Origin of the sequence: Desulfotalea psychrophila LSv54 (genome assembly GCF_000025945.1) — a bacterium.
In the GTDB taxonomy this organism is placed as follows: domain Bacteria; phylum Desulfobacterota; class Desulfobulbia; order Desulfobulbales; family Desulfocapsaceae; genus Desulfotalea; species Desulfotalea psychrophila.
Window position 1 is genome coordinate 1,668,361 of record NC_006138.1, and the last position, 21,710, is coordinate 1,690,070.

Consider the following 21,710-nt stretch of genomic DNA (forward strand, 5'->3'; position numbering starts at 1 on the left):
AAACAGAAAAACCCGCAATCCCGATGGGGGGTTGTGGGCTTTTATACTGAGTATAGAGAACAAACAGGGGAAAAAAAATCAACCCATTTATGGTCTCTCTGGCTGGATTGAAGGCTTTTGTCTTTCTGCAAAACAAAAAAAAATTTGTAAAACGTTTTTGGCCCGCCTATACTTGTCTTAGCATCTAAGTGACCTTTTCGATCACTTATCTCTCTCCTTTCTTAATCCCTAGCTTTCCCCACAAAGTTGGGGATTTTTTTTGCCAGAGTCTTTGCGCATGACTTTGATCGTGACCTTGATCGTGAAGTTCTTTACTGGGGCCCTTCCGGGAGGACTTTGTCCGCTGTGATGATCGGGGTAGATGGGAGGGGCGACGATAAGTTGAAGATCTTTTCTCTTTGGGGTAGAGTTTGGGCCAGTACTATTGTTTGACCGGCATGATGCAGGACAGCTGTAGGCAAACTATTCTGAGTTGTATTTATCTAGAAATATTTAAGAAAAAGAGTGAGATAATGGATTTTAGCTTTGAAGAGGCCGCACCCATAGAAATTCGTAGGATGGAAGGCATTGAAGATTATTTTCAAGAGAGAGTAAAGGATATGGTTGTTCAGGCCCTTGAAACAGGCAATACGACCTATCAGTTAGAGGTGGATGATAAAGAGCATCTCCCCTATCTCCGTGAGCAGTTTGAACTTCTGTTCCGTCTCTCTCACTCCATTGACAAGAGGGATGGAAGCATAGACTCATATAGGGTTTTTGCAGCCAAGCAGGATGAGGATATGGGAGTGTCATTTACCCTGAGTGCCAGATTTATTGCTTTGCTCAAAACAGAGCCAAAGATTTTAGACCTGTTCTAGAGATTTTCCTACTTCGCAGGGGATACACTTCTGCGAAGTAGGGTTGCTAATTTTACATTTTGTTGAGCACTGCGCCTAACAGTCTTGCGAGACTTGCCACCTCCTCTGAGGTGAGTTCTGCACAAATATCTTGGGTAAATGCTTGATGGAACCTATGATGTTCTTTAAACATTGCCTCTCCCCTTTCTGTTAAAACAATCAACCATGACCGGCGATCCTTTTCATGGGGTTTTCGTTGCACAAGCCCCTGCTTTTCAAGTTTATCTATGCCGACGGTTAGTGTTCCCGTGGTGATTCCCAATTTTTCTGCAAGTTCCTTCATTCGCATCTCTTGGTTATGACCGATTATTTCAATCGTATGCATCTGGGTGGGAGAGAGACCACTTTCTTTGACTACGGAATGTTCCCAGGATGAAATTTTGTCATAAAATTCTACCAACTGATGTGAGAGTTGTTCTACACTCATACTGCCCCCCTGTATGTAGAGGAAATAATTGCCCCATAGAGTCCATATCCAGCAAAAACAATAATTACCAATCCTGACAGCTTCATAATAAAGGGCTCTATCCACTCCTTTTGCAGTGAATGGGCCATATGTGTTGCCTTGAATATGAGGAAAATAACCAGGCCGACGGCAACTGCTGTTGAAACTGCATAGGTGGCAAAGACAAGGGTTGCCGAGAGCAAGCTCCCGGAATTTAGGGCATAACCATACATGACCGCCACGGTGGGACATGGAATGATCATATTGATAAAGCCAATGCTAAAAAGGGCATATGGAAGTATTTTTTTGTTTTTTGTGAATTTCTTAAGCCGGGCCATGATGCCTGGCCGATGATCATGGCAGTCGTGATCATGATGGCAGTCATGATTGTGGTCGTGCTCGTGATCATGGTTGTGGAGTATATGGGGTTTATAGAGCAGGAGGGCGCCGATGAGCAAAAGGGCTAGCGAGGTGATAACTTCAACCCAGATGCCAACTGAAGCGGGCAGGGATTGAGATACAGCCCCCAGGCTTGCGCCGAGGGCAATACAGGCAAGCGCCGTTCCAAAGAGGAAGGCGAAGCTTAGCAGGGCGACACGTTTACCGTTTTTTTCTCCCGTAGTAAATGGGGCGAGAACGAGCCATGAATGTCCACAGGGGTTTATCCCGTGAAGCAGGCCGAGTATAAAGCTCGACTGTAGTGCTGCAAGCAATAGGGTGTTGAGTTCCATCTTATTTCCTAAACTGAGGGCTTGAGTGCCATAAAAACTATTTTCTAAAAAGTATCAGGAGATATTATTACATTTAGTTTGAAAGTCAAGATGTTTGTTCTTCAAGCTATGTGGGCTCAGTTCATGCTGCAAAGGGTAACAGTACCCTTCTGTTTTTTACAAATATTTCTAATGCTAATATTGATTTTTTTGCTATCCTCTAGTTATCTGTTTTGCATCTCTCTACCGAGGAGAGGTGAAGTTCATCCTATGAAAAGTTAAAAAATATGACACGACAACAGAAGAAAGCGCTTTTTATCCTCTGGTTTGGCTATGCCAATTTTTATCTGTTGCGACTCAACTATGGTATAGCTATGCCGGGAATCATGGCCGAATATGGCTATAGCAGAGGAGAACTTGGCCTGGGGGCAAGTTTCTTTTTTATGCTCTATGCCCTTGGCCTGGTGGTAAGTGGGGTGCTCAGTGACAGACTAGGACCGAAAAGGATTTTGGTCTTTGGCCTGCTCTGCTCCATTCTTGTTAATCTGGCCTTTCCGTCTATTGCTGGTAGCCTCTTCGGCATTGTTTTTCTTTGGTCTATAAATGGTTTTTTTCAGGCAATGGGCTGGGCGCCTACGGTGAAGATGACTTCACCGTGGTTTGAGGAGGGGCAGAAGGGTCGGGCCTCGGCGATTCTTGGTACCTCATATATTATCGGCAGTGCTCTGAGTTGGCTTCTTGCCGGTTATCTGGCCCAAAACTACTCCTGGCGTCTTGTCTTCTATGGCCCAACCCTCATCGCCGCAGTCATCTTAGCTCTCTACCTGATCTATATAGAGCAATATCCACAGGCCACTACCCCTGCCAGACAGTCTATCTTGAAGACCTTGGGCGCTGTTTTGGCTGAGAGGGAAATTTGGTATGTGGGTTTTACCCTTTTAGGGCTTAATATCGTGATCTATGGATTTATGACCTGGGCACCCATATACTATTTTGAGCAGGGTGGAGATATTCAGGAGGCGACCCATAAGGCCCTCCTTTTTCCCATAGCCGGAGCCCTGGGTAGCCTTTTTATAGGCTGGCTTTGTGATAAGTTCTTTGCCAAGAGGCGACTCTTTGTCGGCGTCATGGCCATGGTTGTTCTTCTCTTCTCTGTCCTTCTTTTTCCCTATAGCACCGATCCTCTTGTCTCGCTGACCTGTCTTGTTTTCGTCGGGGCCACAGCCTATGGTACAGAGGTTCTTCTGGTTTCTCAGTTTCCCATGATATTTGGCAAGCAAAAGAATATGGCAACCATTGTTGGCGTTATTGATAGTATAGGTTATCTGGGAGCAGCCATAACCAGTGTGACAAGCGGCTTTTTGACTGATATTTGGGGCTGGTCAGCGGCCTTCTATTTCTGGATAGGAGGTGGCTTGTTCGCTATGATCTTCCTCCTTATCTGTCAGCGACAGCTGGGGCATACCCTTCGGTAAATTTTCTTTAAGGCACCTTGGACAAAACGTTCTGAAAGGTTTTTTTGCGAAAATAGAGTTGCGTCTTTTCATTTTTCTAGTGTATATTTAGATGAGTTGTGTCGAATGTCGACATTTTTTATCAAAAGCGCATAATGCATAAAATAGAATAGGGTTTCATAAACAATATGGCAGGTATAGTAAAAATTACTTATAGTGGCCAGGTAGTTAAATATATTAAAGATATGGTCCTTAAGGGGGAGCTTGCCCCTGGCGATCAGGTTAAAGAAGCAGAAATATCAAAAAAATTAGATATTAGCCGTGCCCCTGTTCGAGAGGCAATGCAAATACTTATAAACGAAGGTCTGGTTTCTTCTAAGCCTCAAAAGAGAAAATATATAACCGCATTAACCTCGAAAGAAATTATTGATAGTTATTTTACGGGCGGTGTTCTTGAGGCAGCAGCGGTTGCCAAGTCCCTGGACGCCTATTTAGCAAAAGATATTGTAAGGCTCGAAAAAATTGTAGAAAAAATGCATGATCTCGCTGACTCGGACAGTCGTAGCGAACAGCTTGCCACCCTCGACAATCATTTTCACGACGTGCTGTTTTCCCGTGTTGATAATCAACTATTGATTGAGCTTTGTCGGCGATCCTGTCAGGAGATTTCAAAATTTTTGCTATTTCGTTATTGGCGTAATCTGTTTTCAGTGGCAGAGGTCTATTCCCGTCATAAGGCAATTGTTGATGCTATAAAAAATGGTGACCTCGTGGAATTAGAGAAAGTCATTAGAAAGCATTATAATGATTCAGGACTGAGAATGTCACGCTATGGTATAGATAAAATTGATTTAACAAATAAAGGAATAAATCAAGACTGATTTAACAGCCGAGGGGGGGGCGAGCACACTGTTGGCGTCCCCTAAGCAAAGAATATCTTCGACCTGTAATCATCATTCCAAGTAGCCTCTTAAGTTTATTCCTTTGGCTGGAGCTGGGTGAGTAGAATAAGTGGGCGTTGTTGAACAAATCCAAACGGCAAGTTTTCAATGCCCCATCGCTGTACTGTTCTAACGACAAACAGCTCCTCTAACGGACATTCCCAAAGCAGTTATCTTGCTTAATGCTTTGACGCAAGCCGACTTACCACTTGCGCATTGTAATCGCGAAGGCTCAATTTGCCACTGATCAACTGTTTGTAGCGATACATCGCTGTTTCAGCAAGAGACCTTTGATGATACCCCTGTGCTTGCTTTCCACTCTTTCAACTCACCTTTTCGCAATGCTCCTATAGCCTCATTTCTTGGATGGCCTTCCTTCCACATAGCAGCATTTTTCCGTGGTGGATGAGCAGACACCTTTGATTCCAATAATTTCATAGCACTCTTTCGTATCGTATGCACCATTGTCTGATATCTGCTTTATGCGTCGTCGAAGAGGATTCAGTAGATGCCCTAAAACTTTGGAGTCATGAACGCGCTCTAGCGAGATTTCACCACTTAGGCGATCAGTCTCGGCATCGATTACAAGGTGAATCTTACGCTAGGTTTTACGTTTGGAAGCCCCATGTTTTCTGACGCTCCACTCTCCTTCTCCATAGACTTTAAGCCCCGTCGAATCGATATGCTTAATCGGCCCACGACTTGGCAGCCTATAATTCACCTTAACAGTTTGGGCACGTCTGCTAACAGGTGTATCAGGTGCCTGGAGGTCGATATCTATCAGTTCAAAAAGTGAATTCAGAAAACCTTCAGTACCTCTGAGAGATAGGCCGTAAATGGTTCCACATTAAACAGGTGGTTATTGCATCATCAGTGTACTTGCGGCTACGGCCACGCTGTCCCGATGGTGTCGTGCTGTACCAACTTTCAATTGCTTTCTTGTCCACCCAAAATGTCAACGCCATTGCTTCAGTGTCCTGTTATATTCCGGCCAATTTTTGATCTTTCCCCTGCTCTCTCATTGCTCCTCCAATGTTTTCTGTATGTTACAAGAAAACATTGGAGGAGCAATGCTAGCAATTTCTATTTGTGCAACAAGGCCCGAGCATACTGTTGGCGTCCCCTAATCAAAGAACACCTTCGCTTTGTAATCATCATTCCAATCAGTCTTTTAAGCTTGTTTCTTTGGCTGGCTGCCCCACAAAGATGTTGCCTCAGAGCTCATGAGAAACGTCTAAAAAAGACCAATTTCCCACAATTTAATATCTTGACAAACAAAAAAGGATACGTTAATCCTGTATAGCAAATGTCGACATTTGACATTTGGCACAGGTTGTTTAAACGTCTTTCATCAAACTTTGGAGTTATGTAAGTGGCAACTATGATTGAAAAAAAGATTATTGAGACAGAGGCTGCCCCAGCAGCAGTAGCAGCGTATTCACAGGCTGTGCAAGCGGGGAATTTATTATTTACCTCAGGGCAGTTACCCCTTGATCCTTCATCGGGAAAAATAGTTACGGGGGATATTGTTGCCCAGGCCCATCAGGCGATAAAAAACCTTATTGCCATCGTTGAGGCTGCGGGAAGTAGCATCGACGATGTCATAAAAGTAACTGTTTATCTTGCAGACGTTAAAGATTCTGCAGCAGTTAACGAAGTCTATAACCAATATTTTTTTCAGCCCTATCCAGCTCGTAGTGCCTTTCAAGTAGCGGCACTCCCTCTGGCTGCAGGTTTAGAGATTGAAGCAATAGCAATTGTTAAATAAATTTTTCATAAAGGATAAAAAAGTCATGAATCTCACCCAATTCCCAAGAAGAAATTATCTCCAAGGACCTACTCCTATTGAAGCAGCCCCAAGGTTTTCTAAGGCCCTGGGTGGTAAGGTAAATGTTTTCATCAAGCGTGATGACCTGTTGCCCGGTTGTGCCGGTGGTAATAAGACCAGAAAATTGGATTTTTGTATTGCTGATGCGATAGAGAAGGGCGCTGATACGATTATTACCTGTGGTCCTGTTCAGTCTAATCACTGTCGTTTGACCCTTTCTTGGGCAGTTAAGGAAGAGATGGATTGTCATCTTATACTTGAAGAGCGTGTTCCGGGAAGCTATAAAGAAGATGGTTCCGGTAACAACTTCCTTTTCAATCTGATGGGCGTAAAGAGCACTCAGGTTGTTCCTGGTGGTTCCGATATGATGGGTGAGATGGAGAAGCTTGCCAAGGAGCTTGAGGCTCAGGGCAAAAAACCTTATATCATTCCAGGCGGTGCCTCTAACGTTCTTGGCGCGACCGGTTATGTTGCCTGTGCCCAGGAAATTCAACAACAGCTCTTTCAACAAAACATTAATATAACTGATATAGTAGTCCCGAGTGGTAGCGCCGGTACCCATGCAGGTGTCGCCGTCGGTATGTACGGAATTAATTCCGGTATTAGGGTAAGCGGTATCAATGTAAGTAAGCCTAAGGATGTCCAGGAAGAGAATGTTTATAAGTTGGCATACGAAACTGCAAAAGCAGTAGGTGTGTGCGGAGAGCTTCCACGCGGTGAGATAACCTGTTTTGATGGCTATGTAGGTGCAGGTTATTCTCTGCCCACCGATTCAATGGTTGAGGCAGTAAAGCTTCTTGCTCGAACTGAGGCAATCCTGCTTGATCCTGTTTATTCCGGCAAGGTTATGGCTGGTATGATCGACCTTATTCGAAACGATTATTTCGCTCCAGGAACAAATGTTTTATTTCTGCATACCGGTGGATCTCCCGCCCTCTATGCATATACCGATACGTTTAAATAGCTAAATTCATGGCACCGTGACCCTTGTCTCGGTGCCTTTTTTATATAGTTTAGTTAAAAAGGTAATGACTTCTGTCAAACCTACAGCATAATTATGGAGGAATTTTATAATGAAACTGTATCACAAAATAATGATTGGCTTAGTTCTTGGTGTAATTGCCGGTCTGATTCTTGGAGAAAAAGCCGAATACTTAAAGCCTATCGGTGATATCTTCATTCGTTGCCTTCGTTTAATAGTTGTGCCCCTGATTCTTTCAACTCTTATTACAGGTGTTGTCAGCACTGGAAATATTAAAAATCTAGGAAAAACAGGAATTAGTACTCTGGTGTACTTCATGGTGACAACCACCTTGGCTGTTTGTATTGGATTACTTATTGCAAATATCTTTCAACCTGGAGCAGGACTTTCCCTTGGTGAACTTAAAGTTTTTAAAGTTCCCGATACGCCCGGGCCTGCCCAGATGATCGTCGGCATGTTTCCACTAAACCCGATGGAGGCTCTTGCAAAAGGCAATGTCCTGCAGATCATAATTTTTGCATTACTCTTTGGAGCCGGACTCTCCATGGCCGGCGACAAAGGTAAACCCATTGCTGATTTTTTCCAAAGTCTTGCGGAAGTAATGTTCAAAGTTTCTGATCTCGTTATTAGCTTTGCTCCATATGGTGTCTTTGCTCTTATTGCATGGACAACCGGAAAATTCGGGCTGGATATATTGATGCCAATGGGGAAACTCATTATGTGTACTCTTCTTGCCGCTTTCGTACATATTATTGTATCTTATACCCTAATTGTGGCAACTGTCGCACGTATTTCTCCTTTAGCTTTCCTGAAAAAGACGATGGAGCCAGCGCTGGTAGGTTTGTCGACCTGTAGTGCCGCCGCCGCGTTCCCGTTTTCCATGCGTGCACAAAAACAGCTGGGTGTTTCACCAAAAGTCTCAGGGTTTACACTGCCCATGGCGCTTACCATAAATATGGACGGAACAGCCCTGTACCAGGCGGTTGCAGCTATGTTTATCGCTAATGCTTATGGAATTGATCTGTCATTGACCCAGCAGGGAACAATTGTGGCAACGGCAGTTTTAGCATCGGTTGGAACTGCGAGTATTCCAGGTGGGGGATTGATTATGCTGACCATGGTGCTCCAGTCGGTTGGTTTACCTCTTGAGGGGATTGCTATTGTTGCCGGAATTGATCGAATTTTGGATATGTTCCGCACAACAACTAATATCTTCGGTGATAACTCTGCCGGTGTCGTAGTTGCGTCTTTAGTAGGTGAGTTAGATCGTGAAATAGCAAACACCCCTCTCGATGAATTGGAGCAAGGCAGTGGCGTTCACCTAGACAGTGACGGTCATATTGTTGACGAATTGGGATAACTTTCCTACCTTACCATCATGAACAGTTCAAGGTAGGACATTCTTCGTTTTGTATTCTGTAAGGCCTCCTAACTTAGGAGGCCTTTTGTTCGTAACGATATATTGCAGTTTCGGCGAGTGAATGCTGATGATACCCCGGTACTTTGCTTCCAATCCTCTAGCGCCCCTTTTCGAAGAGCTTTCACGGCGTTGTTGCGCGGATGTCCCTCTTTCCAAAATCCAGCATTTTCTCGTGGGGGATGGGCCGACACCCTTGTTTGCAATAATCTCATAAGATTTTGTTCTGTTATAAACGACATATGCTTGAATTTGCTTTATTTTTTGTCGTAACGGATTGACCAAAGCCCCGAGCACTTCAGAATCATGAATCGTATCTAAAGATACTTCCGTGCTGATTATCTGATGCGTTTCAGTATTTACCGTCACATGAAGTTTACGTCAAATCCTGTGTTTCTCTGCATCATGTTCTTCACTTGCCCTCGCAAAGACAGACTGAGCACGGATTTTAGCATTAGACTATCGCAACAATTATCACTGTCATCTTTCGTTCTCTCCGCCCAGATTGCTCAGCCTTGTATCAACTTTTGGTGACACCCTCTTCTACTCAGAACGTTAACGCTGTTGCTTCAAAGCTCTGTTGTATTTAGGCTAATTTGTGGTCTTTTTTATGTTCTTCCCTATGCATCTTTCAGTGTTTTCTAAATGTTACAGAAAACACCATTGGTCAACCTGAGCAAGATATTTGTTTAACAACGCCCTGTTGCACTTATTGTACTAAGCCAGCTCTGAAAAGTGCCATTTTTCATATTTTAATATCTTGACAAATAAAAAATAATACGGTAACTCTGTATGTCGAATGTCGACATTTGACATAGGTTGTTTAAACGTCTTTCATCAAACTTTGGAGTTATGTAAGTGGCAACTATGATTGAAAAAAAGATTATTGAGACAGAGGCTGCTCCAGCAGCAGTAGCAGCGTATTCACAGGCTGTGCAAGCGGGGAATTTATTATTTACCTCAGGGCAGTTACCCCTTGATCCTTCATCGGGGAAAATAGTTACCGGGGATATTTTTGCCCAGGCTCATCAGGCGATAAAAAACCTTATTGCCATTGTTGAAGCTGCAGGAAGTAGCATCAATGATGTCATAAAAGTAACTGTTTATCTTGCAGACATTAAAGATTCTGCAGCAGTGAACGAAGTCTATACCCACTATTTTTTTCAGCCCTATCCAGCTCGTAGTGCCTTTCAAGTAGCGGCACTCCCTCTGGCTGCAGGTCTGGAGATTGAAGCAATAGTAATTGTTAAATAAATTTTTCATAAAGGATAAAAAAATCATGAATCTCACACAATTCCCAAGAAGAAATTATCTCCAAGGACCTACTCCTATTGAAGCTGCACCAAGGTTTTCTAAGGCCCTGGGTGGTAAGGTAAATGTTTTTATTAAGCGTGATGATCTGTTGCCTGGTTGTGCTGGTGGTAATAAGACTAGAAAATTAGATTTTTGTATTGCTGATGCGATAGAGAAGGGCGCTGATACGATTATTACCTGTGGTGCTGTTCAGTCTAATCACTGCCGTTTGACCCTTTCTTGGGCAGTTAAGGAAGAGATGGATTGTCATCTTATACTTGAAGAGCGTGTTCCTGGAAGCTATAAAAAAGATGGTTCCGGTAACAACTTTCTTTTCAATCTGATGGGCGTAAAGAGCACTCAGGTTGTTTCTGGTGGTTCCGATATGATGGGTGAGATGGAAAAGCTTGCCAAGGAGCTTGAGGCTCAGGGCAAAAAACCTTATATCATTCCAGGCGGAGCCTCTAATGCTATTGGAGCAACCGGTTATGTTGCCTGTGCCCAGGAAATTCAGCAACAGCTTTTTGAGCAAAACATTAATATAACTGATATAGTTGTCCCGAGTGGTAGTGCCGGTACCCATGCTGGTGTTGCCGTTGGTATGTACGGAATTAATTCGGGTATTACAGTAAGTGGTATCAATGTAAGTAAGCCTAAGGCTGTCCAGGAAGAGAATGTTTATAAATTGGCCAAGGAAACTGCAAAAAGAGTAGGTGTCCGCGGAGAGTTTCCACGCGATGAGATAACCTGTTTTGATGGCTATGTCGGTGCAGGGTATTCGTTGCCCACCGATTCAATGGTTGAGGCTGTAAAGCTTCTTGCTCGAACTGAGGCAATCCTGCTTGATCCTGTTTATTCCGGCAAGGTTATGGCTGGTATGATCGACCTTATTCGAAACGATTATTTTGCCCCGGGGGCAAATGTTTTATTTCTGCATACCGGTGGATCTCCCGCCCTCTATGCATATACCGACACGTTTAAGTAAGCATAAAAAACCTTCTACTGCTCTAAAAGAGCAGTAGAAGGTTTTTTTTTATTTATGATGGTTGTTGTTAAACCATATACTTCACTAAGTAGGAGAACAGAGAATGAATTTTTTCAAAAAGCTCGTAGCAACTGCTGTACTTAGTCTATGTTTTGGTGTCACAGGCGCTGTTGCCGGCCCCACGGTTATTAAACTCGCGCATCCCAATTTACCCCAGCATCCCATGGGGCAAGCATTCATTAAGTTTAAAGCCCTGGTAGAAGAGAGAACAAACGGTGAGTTTCGAGTAGATATTTTCGATAGCTCCAAGTTTGGTAATTTCGATAGTGTTGTTCAAGGATTACAGCTTAATATGCTCCAGATGGGGTCAGCTGCAACACCAAATCTTTCACCTTTTTCCGATGAATTCCTTATCTTTGATCTTCCCTTTCTTTTCCCAAGTTATGAGGCGGCAGATAAGATCACCGATGGCCCCATCGGTATGAATGCAACCAAGGCGCTGGAACCAAGTGGTATTATCGGTCTTGGCTATATCGAGATTGGTTTTCGTAATCTTTGGAATAACAAGCGTGCTGTGACAACCCTTGAAGATGCAAAAGGCTTGAAAATTCGCTCTACTCCTTCTAAGGCCCACATCGGGACTCTTAAGGCCCTTGGTATGAATCCAACTCCAATTTCATGGGGTGAGGTTTATACTGCCCTGCAACAAAAGACTGTTGATGGAATTGATATTGATTTGAACCTTGCGTGGCATAATAACTTCCCAGAAGTTAACAACCATTTGACTATCGTGAACAGCCTGTATAGTCCTCATCTCGTGATGATCTCTAAACGCTTTCTTGATAGCTTAAACCCTGAAAACAGAGAGATTATTCTCTCTAGCTTTCAAGAGGCGAAGTTGTATGAGCGTAAGTTGATTCGTGATGGCGAAGCAGAAATTCTTGCTCAGCTTGAAGGGAAGGGCGTGACCGTAACTACTCTTTCTCCCGAAGAACGTCAGCGTTGGGCAGAGAAGACTGCAGTTGTTTATGAGCAGTTTCAGGATCGCATTGGTAAAGACCTCATCGAACAGGCAAGAGCCACCATGGCTGTAAAGTAGAGGTATTTGAAAACAAATAACCAAACAGATAGGTATTTGTTTGGTTATTTTATAGAAGTGGAGATCTTTGTATGGGAATAATACCAAAATCCAAAATACCTAATATTGAAATGCTGATTTCTTCTGGTGCTCTGGTGGTAATGACAGTTATTACCGTTGTCCAGGTTTTCAATCGATATGTGTTGCAAAATTCACTTGATTGGTCGGAAGAACTTGCTCGTTATCTTTTTATTTGGGCAGTGTATGTTGGTTGTAGTTATGCTGTCTATAAAGATAGGCATCTTGAAGTAACGATTCTTCGAACAATTTGTAACGGGAAGTTCGCTCGATCCTTAACACTCCTTTCTCTCACTCTCAATCTATTATTTTGTATCTTTGTTACAGTCGTTGGAATTAAGTTTGTTTTATTTCTTGCAAGCACAGGACAAAAGACCCCTGCTTTGGAAATTAGCGCTTACTGGGTATATCTTTCCATGCCTTTCGGTTTTGGTATGATGGGCCTAAGAGTAATTGAGAGAATCTGGTGGATCATGACGGGTAAGATTGATCCTACAGCTGTAGACATAATCAAGGAGTAGTTATCCATGGACTTCACTATAATATCTATCTTTGTTTCATTAGCAATATTTCTCCTTGCCAGCGTACCCATCGGCATTGCTATTGGTATGAGTGTCATTGTGGGCATGACCTTTGGCGATATGCTGCCCTATGAATTTTTGATTCAAAAGATGGTGACATCATTAGATGTGTTTCCTCTTATGGCGGTACCTTTTTTCATAATGGCAGGCGAAGTTATGCAAAAGGGAAGCATGGCGCAACGATTACTGAATGTGTCTCGCGCATTGGTAGGACATTTAACAGGTGGTATGGCTCATATCTCCATACTGACAAGCATGTTTTACGGTTCTCTTTCTGGATCAGCCCCTGCAACGGTTGCGGCCGTCGGTGGAATTATGATTCCGGCGATGGAAAAGGAGAATTATAGCAAATCTTTTGCCACGGCCGTTAATACGGCGGCTGGCTGTTTGGGGGTTATTATTCCTCCAAGTGTGCCACTTATTATTTACGGTACAACAGCAGGTGTTTCTGTTGGTGATCTTTTTATTGCAGGCGTTATTCCGGGCTTGTTTATTGGTCTTGCCCTGATGCTCTGTAGCTATGTTTTAGCAAAAAAATATGGTTTTACAGGTTCTGCGCAGCAGGCAACTATTGGTGAGATTTTAACGGCGGTTTTAGCCTCTCTTCCCGCCCTGATGGTTCCTATTATTGTTTTGGGCGGAATTTATGGTGGTTTTACGACACCTACGGAAGCTGGTGTTATTGCGGTTGTTTACGCACTTGTTGTTGAAGGCCTTTTCCTGCGGACCTTAAGTGTGAGCAAAGTTGTGGAGGTTTTCAAATCTACGGCGCTGACAACAGCCTCTATTTTTCTTGTTGTTGCAACGGCGACAGCCCTTGGGCAAATTTTACTTTTTTATAACCTTCCTAACCAATTAGTAGAAATATTGAGTAATATTTCAGACAATAGATATGTTCTTATTGCGATAATACTCTTGTTTTTGATTGTGATGGGAACCTTTATGGATGCCCTGGCGAATATTTTAATCCTTACGCCACTGTTATTACCTATTGTTAAGATGCTGGGCTTTGATCCGATACATTTTGGTATTATCATGATTGTTACCTCCTCGATGGGTTTTCTTACTCCACCTGTTGGAGTAAATCTCTTTGTTGGCTGTAGTATCTCTAAATTGTCAATTGAACGTCTCAGTGTTGCCGTTATGCCATTTCTTTTCACCATGGTTATTGCATTGCTTATTTTGACTTTTGTGCCACAAATAACCCTATGGCTTCCTAGTCTGTAGTTTTTGGAAAAGTAAATAGAGTGTATAGGAGAGAGTGTGAAAATAACAGCAAGTGAAAAAGGCAAAGGTCGTATAGGCATTGTTGGTCATGTAGGTGTGGGCCACGTGCATAGTCATGCTGGTTTTATCCAAGACGATAGTGCTGGCTTTGCCGTGGCAGCTTGTCTGTTGCGTCATGCATTCCCTGTTTGTACCACAATAGTTTCTGTTGAATGTGACATTGACACGGGAACTATTGTGGTGATCACCGAGGGGGGAGGAACCGGTGTAGCAGGGGCCCGACGTGGTATTACCCCTCATGAGGCGACCTTGGCTCGTGCCGCAGTTGGCATGGATGCCATCTACAGTCAAGAGGTGGCCTTTCGGGCCTTTGGCAGAATATATGGTCAAGGCGTTTTGGAAGCTCCCGTTGCCCTACAGACAGCCGTATGCCTTGCCGTTGTTGATACCTTCATGAGGGCCTATCCTGAGACCTTGAAGGTTTGTGCCGAGGGGATGACAAACAAGGTGGGCAGATGCCTGGGCGCCGTGTTAGAAATCAACTCTGTACCCGTATCTGTGTTAGCCGTCATTAATGCTAGTGAGGGTGGCCTTGGCCCAGACGAAGACCTGGAGGGAAATATTATGCTCGGTCACAAGGGGCAGCTTATGAAGCAACTTGGTCTTGATCTCTTGCCGACTATTATTATTGAAAGTAAGGCCTATGTGCCTGATATATGTGCGGGAGAGCGCGAGGGGCGCTTTCTGGTGAGAGCAAATAAGCAGGTGGATAACATGGCTGTTTATGATGCGCTTGCCAGAGCAACGGATCTGCTGAACCTCCCTGCATCTTGTTATGATGATGCCTACTTACGAGGATCACAGAGTTTAAAAGAGGCGACGGCAGAATTGGGCAAGAAGATTGCTGAGTTGGGCCAAAAACTTGCCGTTGCCGAAACATCCTGTGAAAAAGTTGCGATTGTTGGTGAGTTGGCAATCCTTGTTAGTCAGGACGCCGGTGGGGTGACCTTTATGTCATCCCATCTTCACGATGTGGTTGGTGGCGGCGGGATGATGCCGGGGAGTTCTGCCGTTCTGTCCCTTGCGGTTTCTGAATCCTATATAAAGAAGTGGAAAATACCATCATGCACTGCCCATGATGTGGAGAGATATATTGAGATTATTGAAAAAGCGGTACATTTACTCTCTTTAGATTTAAGCAGGGCGGGGACCCAGGTTACTGAACGCCGAAATTTTTGTGAGCATGATTTTCGCTCTCTGCTGGACTGATTTTTTCCGTAATTAACCGTTAGCTATATGCGTTTGAGGGGCATTTATTGTGATGACCTTTTTACGAAAATGGCCTCTTCAGGACACCTTATGTTTGCTTTGTAGTGTTCTAAAATCCAACTTCCCCCCCCAAACTTTATCTGCTATGCTCTCCCTTACACTTACCGCCTCTTTAATATATTTTTTCTCCGGCTTCATTCAGGGGCTTACCGGTTTTGGTAATGCCCTTATTGCAGTTCCCCTTCTCCTATTATATATGCCACTACAGCCCGCTGTTGTAACGACAGTTCTTATGAGTGTCGTCATGAATATACAGCTGGCCTTTAAATATAAAAAATATGTGGATTGGCAGATAACAAGGCCACTTATTCTGGCCATGCCCCTTGGTGTTGCTTTGGGATCCTATTTTTTAGGATCTGTTAGCCCGGAAATACTGGAGCAACTGCTTGCGCTTTTTTTGCTGGCTTATGTGGTTTATAGTAGTAGCGGCAGGGGGAAGAGCTTTGAGCTTAAGTCGCCTATTTGGAAGTATTTGGTCGGGATTGGCGGGGGACTTACCACCTCAATTTTTGCTGCAGCCGGTCCATTTCTTATTGTCTATCTCAATCTCATAGGATGTAAAAGAGATACCTTTAAGGGAATTCTGGCCATCTGTTTTGTGTTTGTAACCTCTGTGACAGCAATGTCTTATCTCTTCACAGGGCTTGTTACAACGACGGTTCTGTCTCTTGCCGCAGTCTGTTTACCTGTCCAGCTATTTGGTGCCTGGGCCGGGGCAAGTTTGTCTAAATTTGTATCAGACAGATATTTTAAAGTCATTGTTATGCTTCTTTTGTGTGCCATGGGGCTCTCGATATTTATCCGCATACACCTCTCCGCAATGAGCCAATTTCTTGGCTTGAGCTAGGGTTCCCTGGAATTGACTACATCCTCCCTTGACGATATCTGAGAGGGGAGAGGATTTTCCCTGCCTCAAAATACGCTATAGGGGCTGTCCGCATTTTGCGCAGCGCTCTTTGCCTGCCTCGTTGATGCAGCCGCAAAAAGAGCACTGTTTGCCTCTCTGCAGCCTATCCTCCTTCTCCTTCTTCTCTTCTTTATCTCTGTCGAATCTGTAGCCACAGTGTTTACATACCCTGGCCATTTCCAGGATGAGTTCGGCGCAATCAGGGCAGCGAATATCCTGCAAGGTGGACTCTTTTTTCCGGGGAGTTTTCTGGTTTATCTCTATAAGCTCTCTTCTGATGCGTAAAATCCAGAAGGGGATGAAGAGTGACATGATAAGGGCAATAAAGAAAAATATTGGGAGGAGAAAACTGGTTAATATTCCCAGAGATGCAATTCCCGGCCAGATAGTTTCATGCATGATCGGCCTCTTTTTTGAGTGTTTTTGTGTGGTAAGAATCAATATCGGTCACTAGCCTATCAGCTCAGTTCTGTCTTGCCAATAAAATATTGGCTATCTTTACAAATAATCTTTGCAAGATGCTTGTGGTAAAATAGCCTTGGTCTCTCTCTTGATAAATTGCCTCTTTGGCTTTTGCGGTTGATATGAGCTGTGGTCTTGATTATCTCATTATGATTTCTGTTGTTGTATCCAGTATAATTAGTATTATGAAGGGATTGAAGAGAGACGTCTTGGCCTGTTTTTATGGGTTTTGATAGTGATGATTTTGAGTTGAATTTATTGTGAAGTTATTAGGCTCAATAGTTGGCCTTTAAAAAAGAGGAAGGGTATGCAGGAAATATATAAACTAGAAGTGGCAGGGCTTAGCCGTGAATTGCCTATTGTTCCCATAAGTGAAACGCTTGCCATTGCAAGTTTTGTTATTATGGGTGATACAGAGATGGTTTCTGCTGTATCCCCCGTGCTTGCTGAGAAGTTGCCGGAATTTGATATTCTTGTTACAGCAGAGGCTAAGGGCATCCCCCTTATCTGTGAGATGGCCAGAATCCTTGGCTTGGCCAGATACTGTGTGGCACGAAAAAGTGTAAAAGGCTATATGCTCGATCCTGTGATAGATGAGGTCCAGTCTATCACCACGGCTCATCGTCAAATTCTCTGTCTCGATGGCAAGGATGCGGCTGCCATAAAGGGGAAACGGGTTGTTTTGGTAGACGATGTTATTAGCACTGGCGGCTCTCTTGTCGCCTTGGAAAGCCTGGTAAATTCGGTTGGCGGAACCATTGTTGCCAAGGCTGCTATCCTGGCTGAGGGAGATGCCATTGGTCGAGAGGATATTATTTATCTTCAGGAGTTGCCTCTCTTTCCCATAGAGGGATAGGGCCTTAGAACAGAGTTTATTCTCATTAATGGGGCCTACGCTCTCCTCTGCATAGAGAATTATGTTGGCTGAGCTGAGCCTTTGAATTTGTATATTTGCCCCCTGTAGGTCTTGTCATGGGGGCATTCTATTTTCTAGGAGTTAGAATATGGCTAAAGAGATTTTGATCATAGATATCGAAACTACCAATTTTCTTAAGGAAGGTGGGAGTATTGTTGAGGTAGGGATGGTTGCCCTTGATCTGGAGAGTGGGGTAACGAAAATTATTTTTGATTCTCTCTGCCGGGAAAAGATACTGACGGGAAGACATCGGGAGCCACCCTTTGGTTGGATCTTTAAAAATTCGGATCTGACTGTTGAAGAGGTCCGAGAGGCCCCGGATTTTGATTCTTTGCGGGCAGAGATCCAGTCGATTATTAATGCCTACCCTCTTGGCGCTACTGCCTATAATCGAAGCTTTGATTTTGATTTTCTCGAAAGCCGGAGCCTCTCTTTTCCGAAAAAACTTCCATGTCCCATGTTGCTCTGTACTGATATCTGTAAAATACCAAGTCCCTATCGTTATAAAGATTATAAATGGCCTAAGGTAGAAGAGGCTTGGGATTATTTTTTTCCTGATCACCCTTATGACGAAAAGCACCGGGGGGCAGACGACGCCCTGCATGAGGCAAAGATTGTTTATGAGCTGTATAAACAGGGGCAATTTGTGGTGTAAGAAAAATATCGTCGTGGTTTCTCTGCTTGTGGATATTCTGAATATGCAGGAAAGAGAATTGGCTGAGGGCAGGGCGGTTACCCTTGTTCATCCACTGGCCCATAGGCTGTGATTTGTCACCAATTTTCCCTACTCTTTCAGCTGACTGGAAAAAATATAATATGTTTACTGTCTTGCTGAGATTAAAAAATTAATTTTTTTCAGTTAGCAATAAAGGATCTTACTGTGGGCGTTATTATAAGGGCTTATATTTGCCGGAGCATGATTCTTTTTTTACTTTTACTCGCCTTCTTGCCTGCTTATGCCAGCGAGGAGGAGGTGGAGACTGTCAGAGTTGGTATCTTTCCCTTTAGCCCCTTCAATTTTGTCGATGATTCGGGGGTTGTTCAGGGACTCAATATAGACCTGCTTCAGGAAATTGTTAAGGGTGAAAAATGGGAAATTGAATTTGTTCATCTGAGTTGGGGCGAGGGGCTTGAACGCCTGGAGAAGGAGGATATTGATCTGATGCTCTCCGTTGCCCGTTCAGAAGAACGGGCTAAGGTCATGGATTACTCCTCTGAATCGGTTGCTGAATTCTGGGGACAGGTTTTTTTGCGAGCAGATGGTAAAGAAAAAAATATTAAGGATTTAGCAGGTAAACGCATTGCTGTTGTCCGTCGTGATATTAGTGGTTTTAATTTTATTAAGATTGCTGCAGAGCTGGATATTCACTGTGAAATTGTTGAATTTGCTACCCAGGATGAGGTCTTTAATGCTGTCCATCAGGGGATAGTTGTGGCAGGGATTGCTCCCCAAAGCTTTAGTCTGAGATATGTTAAAGAGTATGATTTGGTTGGAAGTAGCATTCAGTTCAGCCCTTTTTCTGTTTATTTTGCCACCAAAAAGGGCAGACATCGTGAGCTCTTGGCCCAGATTGATGCCCATCTCTCTGTCTGGAAGAAGGATAGGGACTCTTTCTATTATAAGAGCATGGGCAGGTGGTTGAATAGGTATGAATCTCACCCACGGATTCCAAGTTGGTTAGTCTATACTGTCCTGCTTGCCGCAGGTCTTGTCTTTTTCTTTGTCGGTGCGGCCTTACTTCTGAAAAAGACTGTCAGAAGCAGGACAAGGGAACTGGCAGAGAGTGAGGCGAGTCTGCTGGAGGCCCAGGATATTGCCCGCATAGGAAAGTGGGAATTGGATTTAGTCACCAATCACCTCTCTTGGTCGGATAGTGTTTATGCTATGTATGGCCTTAGCCGTGGGGCTTTTACTGCCTCCAATGTAGCTCTTTTTCAATTTGTTCATCCAGATGACCATAGTCGGGTTAAACGGTCCTATCGGCAATCTGTGCAAGACGGGGAGCCTTTTTCCGCTGAATATCGATTGCTCTTGACTGGTGGTCTTATCAAGTGGGTCAGTGGCCTTGGTCGGGTTGAGTATGACGGTGAGGGTTTGCCCGCTCGTTTTGTCGGAACAGTACAGGATATCACTGCGCGTAAAAAAACAGAAAATGAGCTGGTAAAAAGTAGGATAAAATATCACACCCTTGTCCATACAGCCATGGATGCCTTCTGTGTGTCGGATAAACAGGGAGCTCTTTTGGAGGTGAATGAGGCCTATTGCCGAATGTGTGGCTATAGTGCCGAGGAACTGTTGTCTATGACGGCCTATGATCTTATAGCCAGAAAGCCTGAACAGACAGCTGCTCGCCTTTCTAAAGTCATTGCCCTTGGCGAGGATCGGTTTGAGTCCGAACATTGTCACAAAGATGGAGGTGCTTTTCATGTTGAGATAGGCATCCAATATCGCCCCGGAGAAGATGCTGTCTTCGTGGCATTTTTGCGTGATATTACCGCTGCCAAGCAGGCAAAAGAGGAGAGAGAATATCTGCAGGAGCAACTGGTCCAGGCCCAAAAGATGGAGGCAATAGGTACCCTTGCAGGAGGAATTGCTCATGATTTCAACAATGTTCTTGCTGCAATTTTAGGTTACGCGGAGCTTGCTAAACTGAATGCTCCATTGAGCTCTACCCATGAGCTTGAGCAGATCATTAAGGCCAGCAATCGTGCCAAGGTTTTGGTGAGGCAGATACTTGATTTTAGTAGGCAGGCAGATATTGAGAAGATCTCTCTTATGCCCGGACCTCGGATCAAGGAGGCACTTAAGATGCTCCGCTCATCCCTGCCAAGTACTATTCTTATAGAGCAGAATATTGATATGGATTCCGGGCCAATTCTTGGTGATCCGACTCAACTGCATCAACTTTTAATGAATCTCTGCACCAACTCTTTTCATGCTATGGAGGAGAGGGGGGGGGTGATTTCTGTCTCTTTAAGGAAAAAGACGTTGAGTAAAGCTGATATTGGCAATATTGCCAATGTTCATCCAGGGCCCTTTGTCCAGTTGGATATTAGGGATGGTGGTTCGGGTATTTCCTTGGCAATACAGGAGAAAATATTTAATCCCTATTTCACAACCAAGGATGTGGGCAAGGGTACCGGAATGGGGCTTTCCATTGTTCATGGTATTGTTAAGAACTCTGGTGGCTTTATTACCTGTGAGAGTAAGGTAGGGGAGGGAACTCTCTTTTCTGTTAACCTTCCCTGTGTGGAGGGCACCTTGGTGGAGAGTAAATTGACTGAGGCACCTTCACTCGGTCATGAGCGTATTCTCTTTGTTGACGATGAAAGAATGTTGGCTGAAATAGGCAAGGCTATGCTTGAGCGCTTTGGCTATAAGGTAAGATTGGAGACCAGTGGCATTGAGGCTCTGGCCACATTCAAGAGGGAGCCCGATGCCTTTGATCTTGTTATTACCGATCAGACCATGCTTGGTATGACTGGTCTGGAGATGAGCCAGAGGATGCGACAGATTCGTCCGGATCTGCCTATTATTCTCTGCACAGGATATAGTAGTATGCTCATCGAGGAGAAGGTTAAGTCACTGGGTCTTGCCGGTCTTGCCCTTAAGCCCCTCACCAAAGAGGTGCTTACTGCCCTCATCCGGCAGGGACTGGATCATAAACAGTGATCTCCCGGAGGCTTGGCGATTTGCCCTGATCCTGATCTGCTGTATTGCCGAGGCTAGCCCCACACATTGCCTGTGCCAATTTCATCTCTGCGGGAATGGCTCATGGTACTTCTGAAATCTCCTTGGGCGAGCGTCCCGCTTGCATCACTCTTGCCTGTGCCCATCCTACGGTAGCTTCAAATTATGTTCTCTTTTGCAGTTTGCGCTTTTTCTCGTATCCGCCATTCCGCTACGCTTCACTGCCGCCATTCCGCTACGCTTCACTGCCGCCATTCCGCTACGCTTCACTGCTGCTTTTCACCGTGTTCTCCGTAGCTGGGTAAATGCTCAAGCATCAGGCGCCTCTGCAACATTTACTACAATCCATTTAGGTCCGTATTCACCAGCATCAAGCAGCAGTAGTGCTCTTGCCTGTAAAACGGTTTGGCCAGCTCATCTGGCCTGCCCCCGCCGACGGGATGAAAACTTTCTCATCCGTAATTTTAAATCAGTGCCTTGGCTGAATATA

General features: G+C 44.2%; 21 protein-coding genes and 1 pseudogene. 17 read left to right on the forward strand and 5 right to left on the reverse strand.

All coding sequences use genetic code 11. The features are described 5' to 3' along the window. The first annotated feature begins 512 nt into the window (after positions 1–512). On the forward strand, positions 513–857 hold the full coding sequence (locus DP_RS07595) for a hypothetical protein (RefSeq protein ID WP_041277767.1): 345 nt from the start codon (positions 513–515) through the stop codon (positions 855–857). Positions 858–909: 52 nt separating this feature from the next. Here DP_RS07595 and DP_RS07600 read toward each other — a convergent pair whose 3' ends face one another. Beyond that, the gene (locus DP_RS07600; protein WP_011188738.1) at positions 910–1,323 is read right to left on the reverse strand and encodes a MarR family winged helix-turn-helix transcriptional regulator; all 414 of its coding nucleotides are present in this window, start codon (positions 1,321–1,323) and stop codon (positions 910–912) included. After that, positions 1,320–2,072, reverse strand: a complete 753-nt coding sequence (locus DP_RS07605) for an urease accessory protein UreH domain-containing protein (RefSeq protein WP_011188739.1) — start codon at positions 2,070–2,072, stop codon at positions 1,320–1,322. The genes DP_RS07600 and DP_RS07605 overlap by 4 nt, the downstream gene beginning before the upstream one ends. 266 nt (positions 2,073–2,338) lie before the next feature. On the opposite strand from DP_RS07605, the gene DP_RS07610 reads away from it, so the two are divergent. After that, positions 2,339–3,526: an MFS transporter gene (locus DP_RS07610; protein ID WP_011188740.1), complete on the forward strand. Its 1,188-nt coding sequence runs from the start codon at positions 2,339–2,341 to the stop codon at positions 3,524–3,526. Between the two features lie 167 nt (positions 3,527–3,693). Then, the gene (locus DP_RS07615; RefSeq protein WP_011188741.1) at positions 3,694–4,386 is read left to right on the forward strand and encodes a GntR family transcriptional regulator; all 693 of its coding nucleotides are present in this window, start codon (positions 3,694–3,696) and stop codon (positions 4,384–4,386) included. A gap of 189 nt (positions 4,387–4,575) precedes the next feature. On the opposite strand, the pseudogene DP_RS17410 reads toward DP_RS07615, so the two are convergent. Then, a pseudogene (locus tag DP_RS17410) lies at positions 4,576–5,449 on the reverse strand (IS5 family transposase). 378 nt (positions 5,450–5,827) lie between these two features. Here DP_RS17410 and DP_RS07625 point away from each other — a divergent pair. From DP_RS07625 to DP_RS07675, 10 genes are all read left to right on the forward strand, one after another. Next, the gene (locus DP_RS07625) at positions 5,828–6,214 is read left to right on the forward strand and encodes a Rid family detoxifying hydrolase (protein ID WP_265588604.1); all 387 of its coding nucleotides are present in this window, start codon (positions 5,828–5,830) and stop codon (positions 6,212–6,214) included. Positions 6,215–6,239: 25 nt separating this feature from the next. Further along, complete coding sequence (cuyA, locus tag DP_RS07630; protein ID WP_011188746.1) at positions 6,240–7,238, forward strand: D-cysteate sulfo-lyase; 999 nt, start codon at positions 6,240–6,242, stop codon at positions 7,236–7,238. A gap of 109 nt (positions 7,239–7,347) precedes the next feature. Further along, positions 7,348–8,616: a dicarboxylate/amino acid:cation symporter gene (locus tag DP_RS07635; RefSeq protein ID WP_011188747.1), complete on the forward strand. Its 1,269-nt coding sequence runs from the start codon at positions 7,348–7,350 to the stop codon at positions 8,614–8,616. Positions 8,617–9,540: 924 nt separating this feature from the next. After that, positions 9,541–9,927, forward strand: a complete 387-nt coding sequence (locus DP_RS07645) for a Rid family detoxifying hydrolase (protein ID WP_265588605.1) — start codon at positions 9,541–9,543, stop codon at positions 9,925–9,927. Between the two features lie 25 nt (positions 9,928–9,952). Further along, the gene (gene cuyA / locus DP_RS07650; RefSeq protein WP_041278495.1) at positions 9,953–10,951 is read left to right on the forward strand and encodes a D-cysteate sulfo-lyase; all 999 of its coding nucleotides are present in this window, start codon (positions 9,953–9,955) and stop codon (positions 10,949–10,951) included. Between the two features lie 103 nt (positions 10,952–11,054). Continuing rightward, positions 11,055–12,050, forward strand: coding sequence for a TRAP transporter substrate-binding protein (locus DP_RS07655; protein ID WP_011188751.1), 996 nt, complete (start codon positions 11,055–11,057; stop codon positions 12,048–12,050). Positions 12,051–12,121: 71 nt separating this feature from the next. Beyond that, positions 12,122–12,628, forward strand: coding sequence for a TRAP transporter small permease (locus tag DP_RS07660; protein ID WP_011188752.1), 507 nt, complete (start codon positions 12,122–12,124; stop codon positions 12,626–12,628). A 6-nt stretch (positions 12,629–12,634) separates the two neighbouring features. Further along, entirely contained in the window at positions 12,635–13,915 is a 1,281-nt protein-coding gene (locus DP_RS07665) for a TRAP transporter large permease (protein ID WP_011188753.1), read from the forward strand. Between the two features lie 36 nt (positions 13,916–13,951). Continuing rightward, the gene (locus DP_RS07670) at positions 13,952–15,184 is read left to right on the forward strand and encodes a hypothetical protein (protein ID WP_011188754.1); all 1,233 of its coding nucleotides are present in this window, start codon (positions 13,952–13,954) and stop codon (positions 15,182–15,184) included. Positions 15,185–15,329: 145 nt separating this feature from the next. Continuing rightward, positions 15,330–16,091 carry a sulfite exporter TauE/SafE family protein gene (locus DP_RS07675; RefSeq protein WP_162096635.1) on the forward strand — a complete coding sequence of 254 codons (762 nt, stop codon included), beginning with the start codon at positions 15,330–15,332 and terminating at the stop codon, positions 16,089–16,091. A gap of 75 nt (positions 16,092–16,166) precedes the next feature. Here DP_RS07675 and DP_RS07680 read toward each other — a convergent pair whose 3' ends face one another. After that, positions 16,167–16,550: a hypothetical protein gene (locus DP_RS07680; protein WP_041277769.1), complete on the reverse strand. Its 384-nt coding sequence runs from the start codon at positions 16,548–16,550 to the stop codon at positions 16,167–16,169. Between the two features lie 370 nt (positions 16,551–16,920). Here DP_RS07680 and DP_RS07685 point away from each other — a divergent pair, with 370 nt between their 5' ends. The 4 genes from DP_RS07685 (at position 16,921) to DP_RS16745 (ending at position 21,202) form a co-directional block, all read left to right on the forward strand. After that, positions 16,921–17,469: a phosphoribosyltransferase family protein gene (locus DP_RS07685; protein WP_011188757.1), complete on the forward strand. Its 549-nt coding sequence runs from the start codon at positions 16,921–16,923 to the stop codon at positions 17,467–17,469. A gap of 148 nt (positions 17,470–17,617) precedes the next feature. Beyond that, positions 17,618–18,184: a 3'-5' exonuclease gene (locus DP_RS07690; RefSeq protein WP_011188758.1), complete on the forward strand. Its 567-nt coding sequence runs from the start codon at positions 17,618–17,620 to the stop codon at positions 18,182–18,184. Continuing rightward, on the forward strand, positions 18,174–18,296 hold the full coding sequence (locus DP_RS18780; protein WP_265588606.1) for a hypothetical protein: 123 nt from the start codon (positions 18,174–18,176) through the stop codon (positions 18,294–18,296). The genes DP_RS07690 and DP_RS18780 overlap by 11 nt, the downstream gene beginning before the upstream one ends. 206 nt (positions 18,297–18,502) lie before the next feature. Continuing rightward, the gene (locus DP_RS16745; RefSeq protein WP_162096636.1) at positions 18,503–21,202 is read left to right on the forward strand and encodes a PAS domain S-box protein; all 2,700 of its coding nucleotides are present in this window, start codon (positions 18,503–18,505) and stop codon (positions 21,200–21,202) included. A 165-nt stretch (positions 21,203–21,367) separates the two neighbouring features. Here the strand turns inward: DP_RS16745 and DP_RS18785 are convergent, their stop codons facing one another. Further along, on the reverse strand, positions 21,368–21,490 hold the full coding sequence (locus tag DP_RS18785; protein WP_265588607.1) for a hypothetical protein: 123 nt from the start codon (positions 21,488–21,490) through the stop codon (positions 21,368–21,370). Between the last annotated feature and the right edge of the window lie 220 nt (positions 21,491–21,710).

What these genes read in the sequence shown, in the direction of transcription:
- DP_RS07595 (WP_041277767.1), top strand. Translation starts at nt 513, where the DNA reads ATGGATTTTAGCTTTGAAGAGGCCGCACCCATAGAAATTCGTAGGATG.
- DP_RS07600 (WP_011188738.1), bottom strand. Translation starts at nt 1,323, where the DNA reads ATGAGTGTAGAACAACTCTCACATCAGTTGGTAGAATTTTATGACAAA.
- DP_RS07605 (WP_011188739.1), bottom strand. Translation starts at nt 2,072, where the DNA reads ATGGAACTCAACACCCTATTGCTTGCAGCACTACAGTCGAGCTTTATA.
- DP_RS07610 (WP_011188740.1), top strand. Translation starts at nt 2,339, where the DNA reads ATGACACGACAACAGAAGAAAGCGCTTTTTATCCTCTGGTTTGGCTAT.
- DP_RS07615 (WP_011188741.1), top strand. Translation starts at nt 3,694, where the DNA reads ATGGCAGGTATAGTAAAAATTACTTATAGTGGCCAGGTAGTTAAATAT.
- DP_RS07625 (WP_265588604.1), top strand. Translation starts at nt 5,828, where the DNA reads ATGATTGAAAAAAAGATTATTGAGACAGAGGCTGCCCCAGCAGCAGTA.
- cuyA (WP_011188746.1), top strand. Translation starts at nt 6,240, where the DNA reads ATGAATCTCACCCAATTCCCAAGAAGAAATTATCTCCAAGGACCTACT.
- DP_RS07635 (WP_011188747.1), top strand. Translation starts at nt 7,348, where the DNA reads ATGAAACTGTATCACAAAATAATGATTGGCTTAGTTCTTGGTGTAATT.
- DP_RS07645 (WP_265588605.1), top strand. Translation starts at nt 9,541, where the DNA reads ATGATTGAAAAAAAGATTATTGAGACAGAGGCTGCTCCAGCAGCAGTA.
- cuyA (WP_041278495.1), top strand. Translation starts at nt 9,953, where the DNA reads ATGAATCTCACACAATTCCCAAGAAGAAATTATCTCCAAGGACCTACT.
- DP_RS07655 (WP_011188751.1), top strand. Translation starts at nt 11,055, where the DNA reads ATGAATTTTTTCAAAAAGCTCGTAGCAACTGCTGTACTTAGTCTATGT.
- DP_RS07660 (WP_011188752.1), top strand. Translation starts at nt 12,122, where the DNA reads ATGGGAATAATACCAAAATCCAAAATACCTAATATTGAAATGCTGATT.
- DP_RS07665 (WP_011188753.1), top strand. Translation starts at nt 12,635, where the DNA reads ATGGACTTCACTATAATATCTATCTTTGTTTCATTAGCAATATTTCTC.
- DP_RS07675 (WP_162096635.1), top strand. Translation starts at nt 15,330, where the DNA reads ATGCTCTCCCTTACACTTACCGCCTCTTTAATATATTTTTTCTCCGGC.
- DP_RS07680 (WP_041277769.1), bottom strand. Translation starts at nt 16,550, where the DNA reads ATGCATGAAACTATCTGGCCGGGAATTGCATCTCTGGGAATATTAACC.
- DP_RS07685 (WP_011188757.1), top strand. Translation starts at nt 16,921, where the DNA reads ATGCAGGAAATATATAAACTAGAAGTGGCAGGGCTTAGCCGTGAATTG.
- DP_RS07690 (WP_011188758.1), top strand. Translation starts at nt 17,618, where the DNA reads ATGGCTAAAGAGATTTTGATCATAGATATCGAAACTACCAATTTTCTT.